This is a genomic window from Ruegeria sp. ANG-R (assembly GCF_000813985.1).
In the GTDB taxonomy this organism is placed as follows: domain Bacteria; phylum Pseudomonadota; class Alphaproteobacteria; order Rhodobacterales; family Rhodobacteraceae; genus Ruegeria.
The window spans coordinates 210776-234481 of sequence record NZ_JWLJ01000004.1; the positions used below are offsets into that span (position 1 = coordinate 210776).

19 protein-coding genes are annotated in these 23706 nt (G+C 59.8%); 15 read left to right on the top strand and 4 right to left on the bottom strand.

The features are described 5' to 3' along the window. Window positions 1-54: 54 nt before the first annotated feature. Entirely contained in the window at window positions 55-657 is a 603-nt protein-coding gene (locus RA27_RS12875) for an XRE family transcriptional regulator (protein WP_039539483.1), read from the bottom strand. A 147-nt stretch (window positions 658-804) separates the two neighbouring features. Here RA27_RS12875 and glyA point away from each other — a divergent pair, with 147 nt between their 5' ends. From glyA to RA27_RS12930, 11 genes are all read left to right on the top strand, one after another. Further along, window positions 805-2058, top strand: a complete 1254-nt coding sequence (gene glyA, locus RA27_RS12880; protein WP_039539486.1) for a serine hydroxymethyltransferase — start codon at window positions 805-807, stop codon at window positions 2056-2058. 11 nt (window positions 2059-2069) lie between these two features. After that, entirely contained in the window at window positions 2070-3449 is a 1380-nt protein-coding gene (gene lpdA, locus RA27_RS12885) for a dihydrolipoyl dehydrogenase (RefSeq protein WP_039539489.1), read from the top strand. Between the two features lie 14 nt (window positions 3450-3463). After that, on the top strand, window positions 3464-4408 hold the full coding sequence (gene lipA / locus RA27_RS12890) for a lipoyl synthase (protein WP_039539492.1): 945 nt from the start codon (window positions 3464-3466) through the stop codon (window positions 4406-4408). A gap of 25 nt (window positions 4409-4433) precedes the next feature. Continuing rightward, window positions 4434-5804 (top strand): sodium:alanine symporter family protein, encoded by a 1371-nt coding sequence (locus RA27_RS12895; protein ID WP_039539495.1) that lies wholly within the window; start codon window positions 4434-4436, stop codon window positions 5802-5804. A gap of 75 nt (window positions 5805-5879) precedes the next feature. Further along, window positions 5880-6302 carry a universal stress protein gene (locus RA27_RS12900; RefSeq protein ID WP_039539497.1) on the top strand — a complete coding sequence of 141 codons (423 nt, stop codon included), beginning with the start codon at window positions 5880-5882 and terminating at the stop codon, window positions 6300-6302. Window positions 6303-6318: 16 nt separating this feature from the next. Continuing rightward, entirely contained in the window at window positions 6319-7413 is a 1095-nt protein-coding gene (gene gcvT / locus RA27_RS12905; RefSeq protein WP_039539500.1) for a glycine cleavage system aminomethyltransferase GcvT, read from the top strand. A gap of 17 nt (window positions 7414-7430) precedes the next feature. After that, the gene (gene gcvH, locus RA27_RS12910) at window positions 7431-7796 is read left to right on the top strand and encodes a glycine cleavage system protein GcvH (RefSeq protein ID WP_039539502.1); all 366 of its coding nucleotides are present in this window, start codon (window positions 7431-7433) and stop codon (window positions 7794-7796) included. 183 nt (window positions 7797-7979) lie between these two features. Continuing rightward, a complete protein-coding gene (gene gcvP / locus RA27_RS12915) occupies window positions 7980-10835 on the top strand; it encodes an aminomethyl-transferring glycine dehydrogenase (RefSeq protein ID WP_039539504.1) in 2856 nt (951 codons plus the stop codon). A gap of 193 nt (window positions 10836-11028) precedes the next feature. After that, window positions 11029-12183 carry a phosphoserine transaminase gene (locus tag RA27_RS12920; protein WP_039539507.1) on the top strand — a complete coding sequence of 385 codons (1155 nt, stop codon included), beginning with the start codon at window positions 11029-11031 and terminating at the stop codon, window positions 12181-12183. Window positions 12184-12277: 94 nt separating this feature from the next. Beyond that, window positions 12278-13873, top strand: a complete 1596-nt coding sequence (gene serA / locus RA27_RS12925) for a phosphoglycerate dehydrogenase (protein WP_039539509.1) — start codon at window positions 12278-12280, stop codon at window positions 13871-13873. A 124-nt stretch (window positions 13874-13997) separates the two neighbouring features. Beyond that, the gene (locus RA27_RS12930; RefSeq protein WP_193746511.1) at window positions 13998-14726 is read left to right on the top strand and encodes a metallophosphoesterase family protein; all 729 of its coding nucleotides are present in this window, start codon (window positions 13998-14000) and stop codon (window positions 14724-14726) included. A 3-nt stretch (window positions 14727-14729) separates the two neighbouring features. On the opposite strand, the gene RA27_RS12935 is transcribed toward RA27_RS12930, so the two are convergent. From RA27_RS12935 to RA27_RS12945, 3 genes are all read right to left on the bottom strand, one after another. Continuing rightward, window positions 14730-16247, bottom strand: a complete 1518-nt coding sequence (locus RA27_RS12935) for a malonyl-CoA synthase (RefSeq protein ID WP_039539514.1) — start codon at window positions 16245-16247, stop codon at window positions 14730-14732. A gap of 77 nt (window positions 16248-16324) precedes the next feature. Further along, a complete protein-coding gene (locus tag RA27_RS12940) occupies window positions 16325-17029 on the bottom strand; it encodes a GntR family transcriptional regulator (protein WP_039540006.1) in 705 nt (234 codons plus the stop codon). A gap of 22 nt (window positions 17030-17051) precedes the next feature. Then, a complete protein-coding gene (locus RA27_RS12945) occupies window positions 17052-18407 on the bottom strand; it encodes a formimidoylglutamate deiminase (RefSeq protein WP_039539517.1) in 1356 nt (451 codons plus the stop codon). A gap of 80 nt (window positions 18408-18487) precedes the next feature. Here RA27_RS12945 and hutI point away from each other — a divergent pair, with 80 nt between their 5' ends. From hutI to hutU, 4 genes are read left to right on the top strand one after another with little or no spacing between them, the layout of a single operon-like run. After that, a complete protein-coding gene (gene hutI, locus RA27_RS12950; RefSeq protein WP_039539520.1) occupies window positions 18488-19693 on the top strand; it encodes an imidazolonepropionase in 1206 nt (401 codons plus the stop codon). Continuing rightward, window positions 19690-21225 (top strand): histidine ammonia-lyase, encoded by a 1536-nt coding sequence (gene hutH / locus RA27_RS12955; RefSeq protein ID WP_039539522.1) that lies wholly within the window; start codon window positions 19690-19692, stop codon window positions 21223-21225. Before hutI ends, hutH begins: the two co-directional genes overlap by 4 nt. After that, window positions 21225-22016 (top strand): N-formylglutamate deformylase, encoded by a 792-nt coding sequence (hutG, locus tag RA27_RS12960; protein ID WP_039539523.1) that lies wholly within the window; start codon window positions 21225-21227, stop codon window positions 22014-22016. Before hutH ends, hutG begins: the two co-directional genes overlap by 1 nt. Window position 22017: 1 nt before the next feature. Then, window positions 22018-23700, top strand: coding sequence for a urocanate hydratase (hutU, locus tag RA27_RS12965; protein ID WP_039539525.1), 1683 nt, complete (start codon window positions 22018-22020; stop codon window positions 23698-23700). The last annotated feature ends 6 nt before the right edge of the window (window positions 23701-23706 follow it).

The following is a 23706-nucleotide window of genomic DNA, read 5'->3' on the forward strand; positions in this document are numbered from 1 at the left end:
CCAAACAGGCAGCCACCTACCGATGATGGAAATATCAACCAGCGCATCCTGGCGCTACTCAAGCGAAACCCATAGCACCTTGGCGTCCTCATCGCTGGTCGAGATACAGCCATGGCCCATGCCGCTGTCGTAATACAGTGAGTCCCCGGCTTTCATGGGCAAGGGTCGGTAATGTTCAGAAACGAAAATCAATTCTCCACTGAGCACATACATGAATTCTTCGCCGGAATGCCTGATCCAGGTGTCATATTCTGATATATCACGCGCCTTTATCGTCGCGATATAGGGAAGCATTCGCTTGCTGGTGAGTTCCGAACACAACAGCTCATGCATGTAGGTTGGCGTATTTCTGGTCTCGCCCTCGCCTTTCGGCGTAAAATCACGGCGCCCCGAGATTCCAGACTGGGCGGACTGCAAGAACAGCTGTGGCGTGTTCATATCGAGGGCTTGCGTCAGCCGTCGAACAATCTCGAAACTTGGGCGAGTCTGATTGTTTTCAATCTTTGAAAGCGTGGAACGACCGATTCCCGCAGCGCGCCCCGCCTCTTCCAAAGTCCAACCTTTCGCGCGCCGCGCGTCCCGGATCGAACGGCCCAAAGCCGCGCCTTCGTCCTGATCGTCCGGCCCGGAAGCATCATTTCGGCTGTCCTCAGACATGAAAAACTCCTTGTTTTATCGGAGTTTACCCATCTCCCCCAAAATAAACAACATTGCGGTAACGAGTTTTTTGTTGCCTTATGCGCACTATTTCCACTATAGGAAACAAAATTTCGTACACTGGAAACGAGATTGTCGGAGGAGATTATGTTCACAAAACCGCTCACTGAGACAGATCCGGTCATCGCTGCCTCGATCACGCGCGAAGGCAAGCGTCAGGCCGAACAGATCGAACTGATCGCATCTGAGAATATCGTCTCTCGGGCTGTGATTGATGCGCAGGGTTCCGTGCTTACGAACAAATACGCCGAGGGGTATCCGGGGCGCCGCTACTATGGCGGGTGCGAATATGTGGATGAAGTCGAGGTCGAAGCCATTGACCGCCTCAAGCAACTGTTTGGCTGTGAATACGCAAACGTTCAGCCACACTCGGGCGCGCAAGCCAATGGCGCGGTCAAGTTGGCGCTGCTCAGCCCCGGTGACACGATCCTTGGCATGTCTCTGGATGCCGGTGGCCACCTGACCCACGGCGCAAAGCCTGCCCAATCCGGCAAGTGGTTCCGTCCAATCCAGTATGGGCTGACCGAGGCCGGACTGATCGATTACGATCAGGTTGAGGCGCTTGCGAAGGCCGAAAAACCCAAGCTCATCATTGCGGGCGCATCGGCCTATTCGCAAAAGATTGACTTTGCGCGGTTCCGTGCAATCGCCGATGAAGCCGGTGCGTGGCTGCTGGCAGACATGGCCCATATCGCCGGGCTGGTTGCAACCGGGCTGCACCCCTCGCCCGTAGGGCACGCACATGTTGTAACGTCGACCACGCACAAGACCCTACGTGGCCCGCGTGGCGGGATCATCCTGACCAACGATGAAACTCTGGCAAAGAAGATTAATTCGGCTGTATTCCCGGGTTTGCAGGGCGGCCCTCTGATGCACGTAATCGCCGGCAAGGCCGTTGCCTTTGGCGAGGCGCTGAAGCCCGAGTTCAAGGAATACATGCAACGCGTCGTAGACAGCGCGTCGGCTTTGGCAAACGTGATGATGGCGCGCGGGTGTGACATCGTTTCAGGCGGCACAGAAAATCACCTGATGCTCGTCGATCTGCGCCCCGTTGGCGTAACTGGCAGAGATGCCGAAGCTGCGCTCGAGCGTGCGGGCTTTACCTGCAACAAAAACAGCGTTCCGGGTGACCCTCAGAAACCGACAATCACCAGCGGCATCCGTTTGGGTACCGCAGCTGGCTGCAGCCGCGGCTTTGGACCGGAAGAGTTCAAACAGATCGGCCATATGATCGGTGATGTGCTGGACGCGCTGGCACAATCGCCGGACGGGGATGAAGCCGTCGAAAAAGAAACCCGTGAAAAAGTCCGCGCCCTCTGCGCAAACCACCCGATTTACTGAAAGAAAACCAAATGACTTACGACGTTATTGTAATCGGTGGTGGCCCGGGCGGCTATGTCGCAGCGATCCGTGCGGCACAACTGGGCCTGAAAGTGGCCTGTGTCGAAGGCCGTGGCGCGCTTGGCGGAACTTGTCTGAATGTGGGGTGCATACCCTCCAAAGCGTTGCTGACCTCCTCGGCCAAATATGCCGAACTTGCAGATCTCTCCTCCCACGGTATTGCGGTCGAGGGGGCCAGCATCGATATGCCCGCAATGATGGGGCGCAAAGATAAGATCGTAGGCGACCTGACCAAGGGCATCGCATTTCTGTTCAAGAAAAACGGTGTCGATCTCATCGAGGGCTGGGCCAGTATTCCGGCCGCTGGTCAGGTCAAGGTGGGCGACGAAGTCCATGACGCGAAGAATATCCTGATCGCCACAGGGTCGGAGCCCTCCCCTCTGCCTGGGATTGAGATTGACGAGCAGGATATCCTCAGCTCGACCGGAGCCATCGCCCTGGAGACTGTTCCGGAACATCTGGTGGTCATCGGTGCGGGTGTGATTGGGCTCGAGCTGGGTCAGGTCTGGGCGCGTCTGGGCGCCAAGGTTACGGTCGTCGAATATCTGGATCGCGTGCTGCCGGGAATTGATGGCGAAATTGCCAAACTGGCCCAACGCGCTCTGTCCAAACGCGGCTTGAAGTTCCAACTGGGCCGCGCACTGAAATCGGTCGACAAAACCGAAGCTGGCCTGAACCTGACAGTCGACCGCGTTGGCAAAGACAAGGAAGAAGTGATCGAGGCCGACAAGGTCCTGATCGCGGTCGGTCGGCGTCCTGTAACGCGTGGCCTTGGCTTGGAAGAGCTGGGCGTGGCCGTGAACCAACGTGGCTTCATCGAAGTTGACGACTCCTTCCAAACATCGGTCCCCGGCATCTACGCCATCGGTGATTGCATTCCCGGACCGATGCTGGCGCACAAGGCCGAAGAAGATGGTGTCGCCTGTGTTGAGATTCTGGCAGGCGAAGCCGGACATGTGGATTACAACACCGTTCCCGGCGTGGTGTATACCGACCCCGAGGTCGCCTCGGTTGGTTTGACCGAAGAAGCGCTGAAAGAATCCGGGGCCGAGTATTCCGTCGGCAAGTTCGCCTTCATGGCCAACTCCCGCGCGCGCTCGACCGGTGAAACAGACGGTGCGGTCAAGGTACTGGCAGACCCGAACGGTCAGATTCTGGGGGCACATATCTGCGGCGCCCATGGCGGTGATCTGATCGCCGAACTGGTTCTGGCAATGACCAAGGGCGCGACCGTGTCCGAGGTCGCGGCGACCTGCCACGCGCACCCGGCCATGGGAGAGGCGGTCAAAGAAGCCTGCCTCGACGCCCTAGGCCGCGCGATCCACGCATAAGGGAAATCAGCCAGATGACCGTCCAGCTTCGCCCTCGCCATCCGGAGAAAGCCAAAAAGGCCGACAGTGTCATCCCGCGCAAGCCGAAGTGGATTCGCAAGAAAAAAGGCGACAGCGCAGAATACTACGAAACCCGCCGACTGATGCGCGAGCATGATCTAGCGACGGTCTGCGAAGAAGCCGCCTGCCCCAATATCGGTGAATGCTGGTCCAAGCGCCACGCCACCATGATGATCATGGGTGAGGTTTGCACACGGGGTTGTTCGTTCTGCAATGTCTCAACCGGTCGCCCGGATGCTCTGGATGTGTTTGAACCCGGGCGAGTCGCCGCCGCCGTCAAGAAACTGGGCCTGCGTCATGTGGTAATCACCTCGGTCGATCGCGATGATCTGGATGATGGCGGGGCTGAGCATATCGCTCAGACCATCCGTGCCGTGCGCCACCAGAACCCCGGTACCACTGTCGAGGTACTGACACCCGATTTTCTTGGAAAAGGTGCCGCCTCAGAGATCGTATTTGAAGCCGCACCGGACGTTTTCAACCACAATCTGGAAACTGTGCCGCATCTTTATCCGACGGTGCGTCCGGGTGCACGCTATTACACCTCGCTGCGCCTGCTGGACGATGCCAAACGAGCGAACCCGGAACTGTTTACCAAATCCGGCCTGATGGTTGGGCTGGGCGAAAGCCTGAACGACGTACGACAAGTCATGGATGACCTGCGCGCGGCCAATGTCGATTTCCTGACCGTCGGTCAGTATCTGCAACCGACCCCGAAACACCATCCGATTGACCGGTTCTGGACACCAGAAGAATTTGCCCAATTGGAACAGATCGCGCGTTCCAAGGGCTTCCTGCACGTGTCGGCCACCCCGCTGACCCGTTCGTCGTTCCATGCGGACGAAGACTTTGCCGCCCTCAAGCAAGCCCGCCAGCGGGTTCTTGCCGCCGGGGCATAATCCAAACGCATATGGGAGGGAAACCATGGAAGCGTTATCAAACTTTGTAGGAGCCGTTAATGGCGTCGTGTGGGGGCCGCTGATGCTGGTTCTCATCCTTGGCGTCGGCTTCTTCCTGCAGGTCGGCTTGAAATTTATGCCGATCCTGCGCATCGGCACGGGCTTCAGCCTGCTGTTCAAAGGCCGCGAAGGTCAAGGTGATGGCCAGATCAGCCCGTTCAACGCGCTGATGACCTCGCTGTCGGCGACCATCGGTACAGGTAACATCGCCGGTGTGGCCACTGCTGTCTTCCTGGGCGGTCCGGGCGCATTGTTCTGGATGTGGATGACCGCCCTGGTGGGCATGGCCACCAAATATGCCGAAGCCGTCTGTGCGGTGAAATACCGTGAAAAAGACGAGCTGGGTAACTTTGTCGGTGGCCCGATGTATTATATCAAGAACGGTCTGGGCGCGAAATGGGCCTGGCTGGGCGTGGCATTCGCTCTGTTCGGTGCAATCGCGGCCTTCGGGATCGGCAACGGTGTACAGGCCAACGGTGTTGCGCAGGTTCTGGAATCGAACTTCGGCGTGAACACTTCGGTCACCGGCGTTGTCCTGATGGTCCTGACCGCAGCTGTCATTCTGGGCGGCATCACCCGCATCGGTGCGGTTGCCGGTAAACTGGTTCCTGCCATGGCGATTGCATACATTGTTGCTGGCCTGTTGGTTCTGATCATCAACATCGGTGAAATCGGCAATGCCTTGTCGCTGGTCTTCACCTATGCCTTCACCCCATCAGCCGCCGAAGGTGGTTTCGCGGGCGCAGCCGTCTGGGCCGCTATCCGCTTTGGTGTGGCACGCGGTGTCTTCTCGAACGAAGCCGGTCTGGGTTCCGCACCCATCGCGCACGCTGCGGCCGAAACCAAAGGTCCGGTCAACCAGGGCCTGATCGCGATGCTGGGTACGTTCATCGACACCATCATCGTCTGCTCGATCACTGGTCTGGCGATCATTTCGACCGGCGCGTGGACCTCGGGTGAATCAGGCGCGGCTCTGACCTCGCTGGCCTTTGCAAGCTCTCTTCCCGGCGGCGGTCACCTGATCGCAATCGCGCTGTCGATCTTTGCCTTCACCACGATCCTTGGCTGGTCGTTCTATGGCGAGAAATGCGTCGAGTTCCTGCTGGGCGTCAAATCCTTGATGCCTTACCGCGTCCTGTGGATTGTGGCCATCTACTTCGGTGCAACTGCAGATCTGGGCTTTGTCTGGCTGCTGGCAGACACGCTGAACGCCATGATGGCCATTCCGAACCTGATCGCCCTGGCCCTACTGAGCCCGATCGTCTTCAAACTGACGAAAGAGTTCTTCGCCTCGGGCGGCCAGTCTGAAGAGCCCGGCAGTACACCCGCCGAATAATCTCGGATGAAAATACGGGGGGCCATCCCGGCCCCCCGGCTTCAAACAGAATTCCATTTCTCGAGGAGAAACGTGATGGCCACGAAAATCCTGCTGCCGATTGATCACACTGACGAGCGTTCGTGGAAGAACGCCCTGCCGCTCGCACAGGAACAAGCAAAGTTCTACGGTGCCGAATTGCACGCGATTGCCGTCATTCCTGAGATCATCCAGCTGCCGAACCTACCCGCCAATTACGGTGCAGGCGCAAAAGACCACGTGCGCGATGCGGTTCAGGCCATACTGGATCACAACGGTGCATCTGATGTGGCGGTTCATATCGAAGAAGGCAGCGTCTACCGCGAAATTCTGAAGCTCGCTTACAAAGAGGGCTTTGATCTGATCGTCATGGCCTCGACCAAAGGCGATTTCCCGAACTACGAGATTGGCCCGAACCTGGCCCGTGTCGTGCGCAACGCACATTGCACCGTCACGGTTGTTCGCGACCAGTCCCGCTGATTGAAAGGTTAAGTTGATGACCGAATTAAAGCGCACGCCTTTGTACGATCTCCACGTTGAGTTGGGGGGTAAGTTGGTTGATTTTGCTGGGTGGGAGATGCCTGTTCAGTATCCTTTGGGGATCATGGGGGAGCATAAGCAGTGTCGTGAGAAGGCGGCGGTGTTTGATGTGTCTCATATGGGTCAGGTGATTTTGCGGGGCGAGAATGTGGGCGAGAAGCTGGAAGCTTTGTGCCCGCAGGCCTATGCGACGCTGAAGGAAGGCAAGGCACGGTACGGGTTCTTTACGAACGCGGATGGCGGAATCATGGACGATTTGATCGTGTCGAATGCGGGGGATCATTTCTTCGTGGTGGTGAACGCGGCGCTGCGGCATCAGGACATTCCGCATATGCGCGAACATCTCGACGGTGTTGAAGTGATCGAGATCTTCGACCGCGCGCTGGTAGCTGTCCAAGGCCCCGCAGCGGAAAACGTTGTGGGCGAGCTCTGCCCTGCGGCGCGGGATCTGAAGTTCATGGAAACCACTGTGGCGGATATCAACGGTGTTGAGTGCCGTATCTCGCGGCTGGGCTATACCGGCGAGGACGGGTACGAGATCTCGATCCCCGAGGACAAAGCGATTGAGATCACCAAGGCCTTCCTGGCGCATGAAGATTGCGAGGCGGCCGGTCTGGGCGCGCGTGACAGCCTGCGGCTGGAGGCGGGCCTGTGCCTCTATGGCAATGACATCGACCAGAGCACCTCACCGATTGAGGCCAGCCTGGCCTGGGCCATTCAGAAGCGCCGCAAGGAAGAGGGCGGCTTTCCCGGTGCGGACCGGGTGCAAAAGGAACTGGCCGAAGGTCCCGCCAAAAAGCTGGTGGGCATCAAACCGACAGGCCGCGCGCCTGCGCGTCAGGGCGTTGAGATCCAGTGCAGCAATGGCAACACGATCGGCCAGATCACCTCGGGTGTGTTTGGCCCCACGGTGGGTGGACCGGTGGCGATGGGCTATGTCGCGGCAGGTCATACTGAGCCGGGCGAGACGGTGAACCTGATCATCCGGGGCAAGCCGCAACCGGCTGAGATCGTGGCGCTGCCCTTCGTCAAACAGAATTACAAGCGTTGAAGTCAGGAGAGAGAGACATGGCAACCTATTATTCCGAAGAACATGAATGGCTGGCTGTTGAGGGCGACACCGCCACGCTGGGCATCACCAAACACGCCGCCGAGCAACTGGGCGACGTGGTGTTCGTGGAACAGCAGGAAGCAGGCGACGAGTTCGAAAAAGGCGGCGAGATCGGCGTGATCGAATCCGTCAAGGCGGCCTCCGAGCTTTACGCACCGGTTGATGGCGAGATCACCGAGGTCAACGAAGCGCTGGCCGACAATCCCGGCGCGCTGAACGAAGACCCCGAGGGCGAGGCCTGGATCTACAAGATCAAGATCGCGGACGCCGCGCAGCTCGAAGACCTGATGGACGAAGCCGGCTACAAGGCCTTCATCGGTTAACTCTCGCAGGTGGCGGAGCCTTTCGGGGATCCGCCTTCCCCTTTCATCTGGAGCCGCTGATTTGGGCTCCGCCCGTTCGGGCCTGAAACTGTCCCCCGGACAGTTTCCAAGACGGCCCTCACCCCCCCGCCAGAGGCATCCGCCACAGCGGCCGGGTCTGACCTATCCTTGAGGAGCGCACACATGGCCTTCAAACTGACCGATTACGAAGCCTATGACTTCGCCAACCGCCGCCATATCGGGCCCAGCCCGACCGAGATGCGCGATATGCTCAAGGTGATCGGCTTCAAAACCCTGGACGAGTTGATCGACGCCACCGTCCCACCCGCGATCCGGCAGAAAGAGCCGCTGGACTGGGGTCCGGCGATGACGGAACGCGATGCTCTGTTCCACATGAAAGAGGTGGCGAGCAAGAACAAGGTTCTGACCTCGCTGATTGGTCAGGGCTATTACGGCACCACGACGCCTGCGCCGATCCTGCGCAACATCCTGGAAAACCCGGCCTGGTACACGGCCTATACGCCCTATCAGCCCGAGATCAGCCAGGGCCGTCTTGAAGCTCTGCTGAACTTCCAGACCATGGTCAGCGACCTGACCGGGCTGGATGTGGCCAACGCCTCGCTGCTGGACGAAGCCACTGCAGCCGCCGAAGCGATGGCCATGGCCAAGCGCGGCGGGCGTTCGAAAGCCAACAACGCGGCCTTCTTCGTCGACAAGAACTGCCACCCGCAGACCATCGCGGTCATTAAAACACGCGCCGAGCCTCTGGGCATCGAGGTGCAGGTGGCTGATCCGGACACGCTGGATGCAGGCGCGGTCTTTGGCGCGATCTTCCAGTATCCCGGCACCCATGGCCATGTGCGCGACTTCACATCGGAAATCGCCGCTCTGCATGAACACAAGGCTATCGCAATTGTCGCCGCCGACATCCTGTCGCTGGCACTGCTGAAGTCGCCCGGCGAGATGGGCGCGGATATCGCCATCGGCTCGACCCAGCGCTTTGGCGTGCCGATGGGCTATGGCGGCCCGCACGCCGCCTATATGGCGACCACCGACAAGCTGAAGCGCTCGATGCCGGGCCGGATCATCGGTGTCAGCATCGACAGCCGGGGCAACAAGGCCTATCGCCTGGCGCTGCAGACCCGCGAGCAGCATATCCGCCGCGAGAAAGCGAACTCGAACGTCTGTACCGCGCAGGCGCTGCTGGCGGTGATTGCTTCGATGTATGCCGTGTACCATGGCCCCGATGGCATCAAGGCCATCGCGCAGTCAGTGCACCGCAAGACCTCGCGCATGGCGGCCGGTCTGGAAGAGGCGGGCTTTGCCGTCGAGCCGGAAGTGTTCTTCGACACGATCACGGTTGAGGTTGGCCATCTGCAGAACGTGGTGATGGAGGCCGCTGTGGCCCGCGGCGTCAACCTGCGCAAGGTCGGTGACACGAAAGTGGGCATCAGCCTGGACGAACAGACCCGGCCCGAGACCATCGAGGCCGTCTGGGGCGCCTTTGGCATCGACCGCAAGGATGACAGCTCGAACGTGGCCTACCGCCTGCCGGATTACGCGCTGCGCGAAAGCGAATACCTGACCCACCCGATCTTCCACAAGAACCGGGCCGAAGCCGAGATCACCCGCTATATGCGCCGTCTGGCCGACCGTGATCTGGCGCTGGACCGGGCGATGATCCCGCTGGGGTCCTGCACCATGAAGCTGAACGCCACGGTTGAGATGATCCCGGTCACCTGGCCCGAGTTCGGCAATCTGCACCCGTTTGTGCCGCAAGATCAGGCGCAGGGCTACACGCAAATGATCGACGATCTGAACGACAAGCTGTGCCAGATCACCGGCTATGACGCGATCTCGCAGCAGCCCAACTCGGGCGCGCAGGGTGAGTACGCGGGCCTTCTGACCATCCGCAATTATCACTTCGCTCGTGGCGAGGGGCAGCGCAATGTCTGCCTGATCCCAACCTCGGCGCATGGGACCAACCCGGCCTCGGCCCAGATGGTGGGCTGGCAGGTTGTGCCGGTGCAGGCGGATGACAAGGGCAACATTGACCTGAACGACTTCCGCGCCAAGGCGGAAAAGCACAGCGATCATCTGGCCGCCTGCATGATCACCTACCCCTCGACCCACGGCGTGTTCGAGACCACCGTGCAGGAGGTCTGCCAGATCACCCATGATCACGGCGGTCAGGTCTATATCGACGGCGCCAACATGAACGCCATGGTTGGCCTGGCGCGTCCGGGCGATGTGGGCGGTGACGTCAGCCACCTGAACCTGCACAAGACCTTCTGCATCCCGCATGGCGGCGGCGGCCCCGGCATGGGTCCGATCGGTGTCAAGGCGCATCTGGAGGAACACCTGCCCGGCCACCCGGAATACGGCACCGCCGTCGGTCCGGTCTCGGCGGCCCCCTTCGGGTCTCCGTCCATTCTGCCGGTCAGCTGGGCCTATGTTCTGCTGATGGGCGGCGCGGGTCTGACGCAGGCCACGAAAGTGGCAATCCTGAACGCCAACTACATCGCGGCGCGGCTCAAGGATGCCTACCCGATCCTCTACACCTCGGAAACCGGTCGTGTGGCGCATGAATGCATCCTCGACACCCGTCCGCTGGACGAGGCGGCCCATGTCAGCGTCGACGACATCGCCAAGCGTCTGGTCGATTCAGGCTTCCACGCCCCGACGATGAGCTGGCCGGTGGCCGGCACGCTGATGGTGGAACCCACTGAATCGGAACCCATGGATGAACTGGACCGCTTCTGCGACGCCATGCTGTCGATCCGCTCGGAGGCACAGGACATCATCGACGGCAAGATCGACGCGGAGAACAACCCGCTGAAAAACGCCCCCCACACGGTGCGCGATCTGGTCGGCGACTGGGACCGGCCTTACTCGCGCGAACAGGCCTGCTTCCCTCCGGGTTCCATGGGCGTCGACAAATACTGGTCCCCCGTCAACCGCGTCGACAACGCATACGGCGACAGAAACCTCATCTGCACATGCCCACCCATGTCAGAATACCAAGACGCCGCAGAGTAAACACTCAGAACCCCCGCCAAAAAGGCGGGGGTTTCGCCAATCGGAAACCTGTGTTCTGATTTGAGCCTGTTTTTGATGTCGTTTTTACCCAACGAAGCGTCTTTTCTGCTTGCTGCAGGTGCGAAGGCCCCGTACCTCTGCCCGTGGGACACCCCTCCCCAACGAGGGGCGTGTATCTGGAAGGGTAATACAGATGACTATCGAACAACCGGCGACGCGGCCGGCCAATCCGCGTTTTTCCTCGGGCCCTTGTGCCAAACCCCCCACATTCGATCTGACCAAACTGGCCGATGCCGCGCTGGGTCGTTCGCATCGTGCCGCTGTCGGTAAGGACAAGCTAAAGGCAGCTATTGAAGGAACGCGTGAGATTCTGGGCGTTCCGGCGGATTACAAGATCGGTATCGTTCCAGCCTCGGATACCGGCGCGGTCGAGATGGCGCTTTGGTCGCTGCTGGGCGAGCGCAAGGTCGAGATGCTGGCCTGGGAAAGCTTTGGCTCTGGTTGGGTGACCGACGTGATCAAACAACTGAAGATCGACGCCGAGGTCAAAACCGCCGACTACGGACAGATCGTTGATCTGGCTTCGGTCGATTTCACCAATGATGTCGTGTTCACGTGGAACGGTACGACCTCGGGTGTGCGGGTTCCGAACGGGGACTGGATCGCGGATGACCGTCAGGGCCTGACGATCTGTGACGCGACCTCGGCTGCTTTTGCGATGGACCTGCCTTGGGACAAGCTGGATGTCACCACCTTCAGCTGGCAGAAGGTTCTGGGCGGCGAGGCGGCCCACGGGATGCTGATCCTCAGCCCCCGTGCTGTTGAGCGGCTGGAAAGCTACACCCCCGCATGGCCGCTGCCCAAGATTTTCCGCCTGACCAAAGGAGGCAAGCTGATCGATGGCATATTTACCGGCGCGACGATCAATACACCCTCGATGTTGGCGGTTGAGGATTACCTTTTTGCGCTGGAGTGGGCGCGTTCGGTCGGCGGCCTGCAGGGGCTGATTGCCCGGGCAGATGCCAATGCCGGTGCGGTGCACGCGTTCTGCGAACAGAATGACTGGATTGCCAATCTGGCCGTGGACCCTGCTACCCGGTCGAATACGTCAGTGTGCCTGAAATTCACCGATGCGCGCATTCAGGACGGTGCCGGTTTTGCCAAAGCCGTCGCCAAACGGCTTGAGGCCGAGAATATCGCGCTGGACATCGGTGCCTATCGCGACGCACCTGCCGGCCTGCGCATCTGGTGTGGCGGCACGGTCGAGACCTCGGATATCGAAGCGATGCTGCCCTGGCTTGCATGGGCGTTCGACGCTGAGATTGCGGCGCAAATTGAGGCCGCTTGAGTTTTTCTGCCGGGCTGAAGCCCGGCTTACGCGAACACCAATGTAGGGCGGGCCTCAGCCCGCCATTCCCCGAACTTTTCAAAGGACCAGAGATATGGCCCCCAAAGTACTCGTATCTGACAAGCTCAGCGAAACCGCCGTGCAGATTTTCCGCGACCGCGGCATCGACGTGGATTTCATGCCCGATCTGGGTAAAGATAAGGATAAACTGGCCGAGGTGATCGGCCAGTATGACGGTCTTGCCATCCGCTCGGCCACCAAAGTAACGCCAACCATTCTTGAGAAAGCTGACAAGCTGAAGGTCATCGGCCGTGCTGGGATCGGGACTGACAATATCGACAAGGATGCGGCCTCGAAAAAAGGCGTGATCGTGATGAACACGCCCTTCGGCAACATGATCACCACGGCAGAGCACGCCATCGCGATGATGTTCGCCGTGGCCCGGCAAATCCCCGAGGCCAGCACCTCGACCCATGCGGGTAAGTGGGAGAAATCAAAATTCATGGGGATCGAACTGACCAACAAAACCCTTGGCGTTATCGGTGCGGGGAACATTGGCGGGATCGTTTGCGAGCGCGCTCTGGGCCTGAAAATGAAGGTCGTCGCCTATGATCCCTATCTGGGTGAAGAGAAGGCCGCCAAGATGGGCGTCGAAAAGGTCGAGCTGGACGAACTGCTGTCCCGCGCTGACTTCATTACATTGCATGTGCCGCTGACCGATCAGACCCGCAACATTCTGAGCCGTGAGAATCTGTCCAAAACCAAACCCGGGGTGCGCATCGTCAACTGTGCCCGCGGTGGTCTGGTCGACGAAGAAGCCTTGGCTGAGTTGCTGAAATCCGGACACATCGCCGGCGCGGCGTTTGATGTGTTCAGCGTCGAACCCGCCAAGGACAATCCGCTGTTCAACCTGCCCAACGTGGTCTGCACCCCGCATCTGGGCGCGGCCACCACTGAAGCGCAGGAAAACGTGGCGCTGCAGGTGGCCGAGCAGATCTCGAACTATCTGCTGACCGGAGCGGTTGAAAATGCGCTGAACATGCCCAGCGTCACCGCCGAAGAGGCCAAGGTGATGGGGCCATGGATCAAACTGGCCGGGCATCTGGGCAGCTTCATCGGTCAGATGACGGATGAGCCGATCAAGGCGATCAACATCCTCTATGACGGTGTCGCCGCAAGCATGAATCTGGCAGCACTGAATTGTTCGGTCGTCGCGGGGATCATGAAGAAATTCAATCCCGAGGTGAACATGGTTTCGGCCCCGGTTGTCGCGCGAGAGCGCGGTATACAGATCTCGACCACCAATCAGGACAAATCAGGTGCATTCGAGGGCTATATCAAAGTCACCGTTGTGACCGAAAAGCGGGAACGTTCGATCGGCGGTACAGTGTTCAGCGACGGCAAGCCGCGATTCATCCAGATCAAGGGTATCAACATCGATGCCGAGGTCGGCGCGCACATGCTCTATACCACCAACGAAGACGTGCCGGGCATCATCGGTGCGCTGGGTCAGACCATGGGCGAAAACGATGTGAACATCGCGAACTTTACCCTTGGGCGGTCCGAGGCCGGGGGCGAGGCGATTGCATTGCTTTATGTCGACGAACCGGTACCCGCCGAAGCGCGTGCGAAGCTCGCCGAGACCGGTCTGTTCACCCAGATCAAGCCGTTGGAGTTTGACGTGGTCTGAACGCCTCTGTTGTCTTCCCGAGACAGATTGATGCCCGCGCCTGTCCAATGCGCGGGCATCGCCTTTTCAAAGCGCTGAAATTGCGCCAGAAGTGCAGCAATCGCAAATGCCCGAGGGGAACCAGATGACCAATCCGATCTACGCCATTGGAGATCTGCACGGGCGTGTCGATGAGTTCGACCGCGCCATGTCTTTAGTCGAACGCGATGGCGGCCCGGAGGCCGAGATCGTGTTCTTGGGCGACTATGTCGACCGGGGGCCTGACAGTCGGGGCGTTTTGGATCGTCTTATTGCCGGGCGCGATGCGGGCAGGCGTTGGATCACTCTGTTGGGCAACCATGACCGAATGTTTTCATGGTTCCTCGAAGATGTCCCGCGCCACGATCCGCATATGCTGGTCGGATATCACTGGCTGCACGAGCGGTTGGGTGGGATTGAAACACTGCTAAGCTACGATGTGGTTTTCGACCAGAGGACCCGGTTGGAAGACCTGCATTCCATAGCGCGGGGCGCGGTCCCGGATGCGCATCGGATATTTCTGCAAGGGCTCACAGCCATGCATCAAACACCCGAGATTGCCTTTGTTCATGCGGGCATCCGGCCCGGTATCCCGCTGAGCGAACAACGAGAAAACGATCTGGTCTGGATCAGGGACATCTTTCACAACCACCGTGGCCCGCATCCGAAACTGATTGTCCATGGGCATACGCCGGTGGATCAGGCAACGCACTATGGCAACCGCATCAATCTGGACAGCGGCGCAGGGTATGGCCGCCCGGTTGGGGTTGCGGTGTTCGAGGGGCAGGATTGCTGGCTTTTGACGGACAGGGGCCGTGTCGCGCTGGTGCCCTGACGATCATGCTGTTGCAAACAGCTCCTTGTAGGTTTCGCGCAGGGTGTTCTTTTGCACTTTGCCCATCGTGTTGCGGGGCAGTTCGTCCAGCAGGATCAACTGGCGCGGATGTTTGAACCGGGCGAGGGAGCCTAGGACCGTGCGCATTATGGCGTCGAGATCCGGCGCCTGGCCGGGGGCAGGGACCAGAATGCCGACCGGGGTCTCTCCGAAATCCGGGTGGGGTACGCCGATCACCGCACTCTCCAGCACGCCGGGTTGTTCGTCCAGCAGCAACTCGATCTCTTTGGGATAGATGTTATACCCGCCCGAAATGATCAGGTCTTTGCCGCGCCCGACGATATGGACGTAACCATCCTCGTCGATCCGCCCCAGATCGCCGGTGATGAAGAACCCGTCTTCACGCAGTTCGGCGGCGGTTTTCTCGGGCATTTTCCAGTAGCCTTGAAACACGTTTGGGCCGCGGACTTCAATGATACCAATCTCACCATCGGGCAATGTCGCTCCCGTTTCGGGGTCCGTGACTTTCAGCTCGACATCCGGCAGCGGGAAACCGACGGTTCCTGCCCGGCGCTCGCCGTCATAGGGGTTTGACGTGTTCATGTTCGTTTCGGTCATGCCATAGCGTTCCAGAATGCGGTGGCCTGTCCGCGCTTCGAATTCCGAGTGCGTATCCGCCAGCAAAGGTGCCGACCCCGAAATGAACAGCCGCATGTCCTGCGACAACTCCCGGATAAAACGGTTGTCGCCCAGCAGGCGTGTGTAGAAGGTGGGCACCCCCATCATCGTTGTCGCCTGCGGCATCAGGCGCAACATATCGTCCAGATCGAACTTCGGTAGAAAGATCATCGACCCGCCCGAGGCGAGGATGACGTTGGTTGCCACAAACAGTCCATGCGTGTGAAAGATCGGCAGCGCGTGCAGTAGCACGTCGCGGTCGGTAAAGCGCCATTCCTGCACCAGCGTTTCCGCGTTCGACAACAGATTGGCCTGCGTCAGCATCGCCCCTTTCGAACGCCCTGTTGTGCCTGAGGTATAAAGAAACGCAGCCAGATCATCCTCGGATCGGTTCGCCGGTTCGAAGGCCGGAAGCATCCCCAAAGCGCGACGCATCAAGCTGCCCGACCCATCGGCGTTCAATGTCTCTAACCGGGCTCTGTTGTTCTGAGCGATAGCGGTAAGTGCTGTTTCGCTGGCGGCATCGCACACCACCAGCGACGCGCCGCTGTTTTCGATGAAGTAACTCAGCTCTCGTGCGGTGTAGCCGGTATTCAGGGGCAGAAAGATCAAACCCGCCTGTGCGCAGGCGGCATAGAGCGCGAGCGCCTCAGCAGATTTTTCCACCTGCACAGCCACGCGGTCACCCGGTTCCAGTTCCAGTCCGGTCAGCGCGTTGGCGATACGGGCGGCCATGTCCAGAAACCCGGCATGAGTCAGCGTCTGGCCATCGGGAAGATGCAGAAACGGCGTGTCCTTGCCCGCATGGATACCAAACAGACGATCATAGAGCGGGTTGCCCATCCCGGTATCCTTTCCATCCGACGCGACACTCTGCGGTAAATCTGTCTTGGAAATGAAAAGGGGTAAAGCCCGGAAGATCAGAATTCGGTGGTCATTCGGTAACCGGCGGCAAAATACATCTTGGCAAAGGTCACGGGCTGACCCTCCAGCCATGTTATGCGTTCGGCGGTAAAGACCGGTTCACCTTCGGAGACGTCGAGAAATCCGGCCAAGGCCGCATCGGCACGGCTGGCCAGAAAGGTCAGCTCGACATTGGTGAAGGGGACGGTCTGCACCAGCCAGTCATTGGGTCCGGTGCCGGAGAAATCTGCCTGCACGACCTGCGGAACGCTGTCGATCACGATCCAGCGGTCTTCGAACTGAAACGGTGTGTTGCCGGAAAAATGCATACACCGCACATGCATCACGCTTTGATCCGGGCGCAGGGCCAGCCGTGCGCCCAGCCAATCGGGGGCGGGCTGCGTTTCGGTTGACACCAGCGCATATCGATAGGTGCCGCCCATCGCCTCGATCTCGTCGCGCACCAGTGGGATGGTGAAGCGCGCCTGTCTCTGCGGCGCGCTCAGAACCCGGGTTCCAGCCTTTCGCCGTCGTTCCAGAAACCCCTCATCCGCCAGTTCCCGCAGCGCCCGGTTGACGGTGGTGCGGGTACATGAAAACTCGACCGCCAGTTCCTGTTCATTGGGCAACAGCGACTCGGGCTGCCACTCGCCCGAACGGATACGGCGCAGGACGGTTCGCTTGATGTCCTTGTAGCTTGTGGTGTCGCTGGTTTGGGTCATATCGGCACTGATAATTGGTTTTTCAGATTTCGGCCAGAAGGTCATCCATTGCCGTGCGATAGGCGGACAGGATTGAGTCGCGGGCGATGTGCCGGCCTGCACGCACCTGATGCCGTCCGGCAGACCACAGATCGGTAACGGTCCCGTCCGGTGCTGCAAAACTCAGCCCGTCGAGCAGTTGTTCGTCCCGCAAGGTGCAAAGAGTTGGATGAGTCCGGTCGATCGCGACCAGATCGGCCAACTTGCCGACGGCAATCTCTCCTGCGTCGCGGCCCAAAGCCTGTGCACCGCCCCGTGCGGCTCCGGTATAAAGCGTCTGACCTACCGAACCTTCGCCCGGCACCAGAACCGTGCGGGCTTTGTCGCGTAGACGTTGGGAGTATTCCAGCATCCGCAACTCCTCTGGCAGCGAAATACGCACATTCGAGTCCGAACCGACGCCAAAGGCGCCTCCGTTTTCGATATAGACGGCACCGTTGAAGATGCCATCGCCAAGATTGGCCTCGGTAATGGGGCACAGGCCAGCAACGGCGCCGGATCGGGCAAGGGCCCGGGTCTCATCGTCGGTCATATGGGTGGCGTGGATCAGACACCAGCGCGCGTTTACCTCGACGTTGTTCAGCAGCCAGTCCACCGGGCGCTGGCCCAGAACGGCCTCGACATCTGCAACTTCCTGCACCTGTTCAGAGATATGAATATGGACCGGCCCTTCTGGTGCTTGGCTCAGGACGCGACGCAGATCATCAGGGGATGTTGCGCGTAGTGAGTGGGGCGCGATGCCTGTCTGGCTGTCCGCATGGGGCAGCACAGGTTTGCAATCATCGACCAGCCGTAAAAACCGATCCACGTCATTGCCGAATCGCAACTGCCCCCCGGCCAGAGGCTCCTGCTTAACGCCACCATAGGTGTAGAGGACCGGCAGATGCGTCAGCCCGATACCGGTCTGACTTGCTGCAGAAAAGATGCGTTGGCTCAGTTCCGACAGATGCGCATATGGCGCGCCGCCGGGCTGATGATGGACATAATGGAATTCTCCGACCGAGGCATATCCCGCCTCCTGCATCTCCATGAAGACCAACGCGGCGATGGCTTCGATCTGTGCCGGCGTCAGGCGGTCCAGAAAGCGGTACATCAGATTGCGCCAGGTCCAGAAGCTTTCGCGCCCGGCTGCTCGGGTTTCGGTCATACCGGCCATAGCGCGCTGAAAAGCGTGGCTATGAAGGTTCGCGAGGGACGGCAGCAAGACATCGACGCACGAGTCGTTTGGCTGTGCGTCGCGTCCTGATTCCAGTGTCGTGATCCGACCGTGTTCGATTTCAACCCGAAGATCGTTGACCCAGTCAGAGCCCAACAGGGCAGTTTTTGCATGAATCGTCATCGCAATTCCATTTTGTATAGACTTTAAATTTTTATCAGTATACGAAAAAACAAGCGCAGGGGGAGCCCAAAAGAATTGCCATGACGAAAAAAACCGTTCTATGCAGCAAACACGTGGCCACCATGGGGGGAGAACACCCCTATGGGATGGTCGAGGATGGCGCGATTGCCATCGAGGGGTCGCAGATCGTTTGGGTCGGCCGCCAGGCCGAGATCCCCGGGGCATATGCCGGATCGCAGCGTATCGACTATGGCAGCCGCCTGATCACACCCGCCCTGATCGATGCGCACACTCACGTTGTTTTCGGGGGCAACCGCGCGGTCGAATTCGAGATGCGCCTAAATGGTGCGACCTATGAGGAAATCGCGCGTGCGGGCGGCGGTATCCTGTCGACCGTGAACGGTACGCGCGCGGCGTCGGAAGAAGATTTGCTTCGAGAGGCCCTGCCGCGCGTTGATGCGCTGTTGGCTGAAGGCGTGTCCTGCATCGAAGTAAAGTCAGGTTACGGGCTGGATGCCGAAACCGAACTGCGTATGTTGCGCGCCGCACGCCGAATCGCGCTGGAGAGACCTGTTCGGATCAAGACCAGCTTTTTGGGCGCGCACGCGGTCCCGCCTGAATACGCGGCCCGGTCCGATGCCTATATCGATGAGGTCTGTATTCCGGCCCTGCGTGCCGCACATGCCGAAGGGCTGGTGGATGCGGTGGATGGGTTCTGCGAAGGCATCGCCTTTGATCCCGACCAGATCGAACGGGTTTTTGCCGTTGCAAAAGAGCTCGGCCTGCCCGTGAAGCTACATGCCGAACAGTTGTCCAATCTTGGCGGGGCCAAACTGGCGGCCTCTTACGGGGCTTTGTCAGCGGATCATATTGAATATCTGGACGCAGAGGGGGTCGCGGCGATGGCCGCAGCCGGCACTGTCGCGGTCCTGCTGCCGGGCGCGTTCTACACGCTGCACGAAACGCAGATGCCGCCCGTTGACTTGTTGCGTCAGCAGAAAGTTCCGATGGCGCTGGCGACCGACTGCAATCCCGGCTCATCGCCTCTGACCTCTCTGCTTCTGACGATGAACATGGGGTGCACCCTGTTTCGGATGACGCCCGAGGAGGCGCTGGCAGGTGTAACCCGCGTTGCGGCCCGCGCACTGGGTCTGGATGATACCGGCATAATAGCGGCAGGTATGCGTGCCGATCTGGCCGTTTGGGATGTTACCCATCCGGCGGAACTGTCTTATCGCATCGGGTTCAACCCCTTGCATGAACGTCTTTTTGGAGGTCAGAAATGACATCAATGCCGCTTACTCCGGGACAGGTTTCTCTGGAGCAACTGGCCGAGGTTTATTGGGCCGAGGCTGCGATCTCGCTGGACAGCGCATGTCAGCCCGCCGTTGAGGCCGCTGCGGCCCGAATTGCGCGTGCTGCCGAAGGGACCGAGCCGGTATATGGCGTAAACACTGGTTTTGGCAAACTGGCGAGCCACAAGATTGCGGCCAAAGATACCTCGACCCTGCAACGGAATCTGATCCTCAGCCATTGTTGTGGTGTGGGTCCGGCCGTGCCGCGTCGTCTGGCGCGGCTGATGATGTCGCTCAAGCTGCTGTCCTTCGGGCGCGGGGCGTCGGGGGTCCGCTGGGAGCTTGTCGAATTGCTGCAACAAATGCTGGCCCGCGGTGTGACACCTGTGATCCCGGCGCAGGGTTCGGTCGGCGCATCAGGAGATCTTGCGCCGCTGGCCCATATGACCGCAGTTGTGATTGGCGAGGGCGAGGCTGAGGTAAATGGCGCCGTTATGCCGGGTGCGGAGGCTTTGAAAACAGTTGGCTTAGAGGCGATTCAACTTGGCCCAAAGGAAGGCCTCGCGTTCATCAACGGGACGCAATTTTCGACGGCCTATGCGCTGGCCGGCCTGTTCGAAGGATGGCGATCGGCGCAAAACTCGTTGGTGATTTCGGCGGCCTCAACGGATGCGATCATGGGATCTACGGCCCCTTTGCAGCCCGAAATTCACGCGCTTCGGGGACACCGCGGGCAGATCGAAGCGGCCGCCGCGATGCGGGCCATTCTGGGCGGATCTGAAATCCGCGAGAGCCACCGTGAAGGTGACACGCGGGTGCAGGACCCATACTGTATCCGCTGCCAGCCGCAGGTAACGGGCGCGGCGATGGATGTGATCCGGCAGGCCGCCTCGACCCTTGTGACCGAGGCCAACGCCGCAACCGATAACCCGCTGGTTCTGACCGAGGCGGATGTCATCGTCTCGGGCGGGAATTTCCATGCCGAACCCGTGGGTTTTGCCGCCGATATGATTGCGCTGGCCCTGTCCGAGATCGGCGCCATCGCGCAACGCCGGATCGCGCTGATGGTCGATCCGGCACTCAGTTTCGATCTGCCGCCCTTCCTGACACCGGAACCGGGGTTGAACTCGGGTCTGATGATCGCCGAGGTCACCACGGCGGCGTTGATGAGCGAAAACAAGCATCTGGCCAACCCCTGCGTGACGGATAGCACGCCCACATCGGCTAATCAGGAAGACCACGTCTCGATGGCCGCTCATGGCGCGCGGCGTCTGAGCCGGATGGTGGATAATCTGAACTATATTCTGGGAATCGAACTGCTTTGCGCTGCACAAGGCATCGAATTCCGTGCGCCTCTGGCTACCAGCAAAGCACTGACCAGTGTGGTTGGGCGTTTGCGCGAGGACATCCCGTCGCTAGGCGATGATCGCTATCTGGCGCCCGAGTTGGAGTCTGCGAAGTCGCTGGTCGAAAGCGGCGCTATTCTACAGGCGGCTGCTCTGACTATGCCGGAGCTGTCGTGATGCAGGTGTTCAGCGTTCAGCGTGGCGATGGGCCTATCGTGTTGGGGCAGCCGCATGGCGGCACGTTTGTACCCGACGACATTGCCGCGCGACTGAATGCGAATGGGCAGGTTCTGGCGGATACGGATTGGCACATCAATCAGCTTTACGATGGGTTGGTGGCCAATGCGACGGTCGTGCAGTCCCATGTCCACCGCTATGTCATTGACGCCAACCGAGACCCTGCGGGCGCATCATTGTATCCGGGGCAGAACACCACAACTCTGGTGCCATTGACCGATTTTGACGGTCAGACGATCTGGGCAGAAGGGCAGGAGCCCTCAACCGATGAGATTGAAGCGCGACGCATCGCCTACCACGCGCCCTACCACAACGCGCTTGAGCAAGAGCTTGAAAGGGTGCGGGCAAAGCACGGGGTTGCGATCCTGTTTGACTGCCACTCGATCCGCAGCAAGATCCCGTTCCTGTTCGAGGGCACCCTGCCGGAAATGAACATCGGCACCGATGGCGGCGTGACCTGCGCTCTCGGCATTGAGGCCGCGGCCTACGAATTCTCTCATTCCTCCCCATACAGTACCGTCTTGAACGGGCGATTCCGAGGGGGCTGGACGACCCGTCACTATGGCCGCCCGAATGAAGGCCAGCACGCGATCCAGATGGAGCTGGCACAATCTACCTATCTGTCCACCGAAACCCCTCCGTGGGCATTTGACGAGAAGAAAGCCACCCGTCTGCGTCGCTGGCTGGTGGATATCCTCGACGCCATCCAAGACACTGCATTGGAGCTTTGACATGACCGATCCTCGCAAGAATACCCGCGATATCTATCCGCCCACCGGCCCCGAACTGAACGCAAAAAGCTGGGTGACCGAAGCGCCATTGCGGATGATGATGAATAACCTGCATCCGGACGTGGCCGAAAACCCGCATGAGCTGGTGGTTTATGGAGGCATCGGTAGGGCGGCGCGGACATGGAACGATTTCGACCGGATCGTCGCAGGGCTGAAGGATCTCGAAGAAGACGAAACCCTGATCGTGCAGTCGGGCAAACCAGTGGCGATCATCCGTACTCATAAAGATGCACCGCGCGTTCTGATCGCCAACTCAAACATCGTGCCGCATTGGGCCAATTGGGATCACTTCAACGAGCTCGATAAGAAGGGCCTGATGATGTACGGCCAGATGACGGCTGGGTCGTGGATCTATATCGGTACGCAGGGCATCGTTCAGGGCACCTATGAGACCTTTGCCGAGGCAGGTCGTCAGCACTATGGCGGTGACCTGACCGGCAAGTGGATTCTGACCGGTGGTCTTGGCGGCATGGGTGGCGCGCAGCCTTTAGCGGCCGTATTTGCCGGGGCCTCTTGTCTGGCGGTTGAGTGTAATCCGGACAGCATCGATTTCCGCCTGCGCACCAAGTACCTCGACGAAAAAGCCGAAACGCTGGACGAAGCGCTTGAGATGATCGACCGCTGGACCAAGGCGGGCGAGGCGAAGTCCGTGGGACTATTGGGTAACGCGGCCGAGGTGTTCCCCGAGATTTACGCGCGGATGCAGGCCGGTGGAATGCGCCCCGATATCGTTACCGATCAGACCAGCGCCCATGACCCGATCAATGGATACCTGCCCATCGGCTGGAGCATGGCTCAGTGGAAAGATAAGCGCGAAACTGATCCTAAATCGGTTGAAAAAGCCGCCCGTGCCTCGATGAAACAGCATGTCGCTGCGATGGTCGACTTCTGGAATGCGGGCGTTCCGACGCTGGATTACGGCAACAACATCCGACAGGTGGCTCAAGACGAAGGTCTTGAGAACGCCTTTGCGTTCCCCGGCTTTGTCCCGGCTTATATCCGCCCGCTGTTCTGCAAGGGCATCGGCCCGTTCCGCTGGTGCGCCCTGTCTGGTGATCCCGAGGATATCTACAAAACCGACGCCAAGATGAAGGAGTTGTTCCCCGAGAACGAACACCTGCATCGCTGGCTGGACATGGCGCAAGAACGCATCGCGTTTCAGGGTCTTCCGGCACGTATTTGCTGGATCGGCCTCGGCGATCGCCATCGCGCCGGGTTGGCGTTCAATGAAATGGTGGCCAATGGCGAGTTGAAAGCGCCGGTTGTTATTGGGCGCGACCATCTGGACTCGGGCTCGGTCGCCAGCCCGAACCGTGAGACCGAGGCGATGCTGGACGGCTCGGATGCGGTATCGGACTGGCCGCTGCTGAACGCGCTGATCAACACAGCCAGCGGTGCAACCTGGGTCTCGTTGCATCATGGCGGCGGCGTGGGTATGGGCTTTAGCCAACACGCGGGCGTCGTGATTTGCGCAGATGGCACCGACGATGCCGCACGGCGTCTGGAGCGCGTTCTGTGGAACGACCCTGCCTCTGGCGTATGGCGTCACGCGGATGCGGGGTACGAGATCGCTAAGGACTGTGCCCGCGAACATGGGCTACGGCTGCCCGGTATATTGGGCTAGATCAAA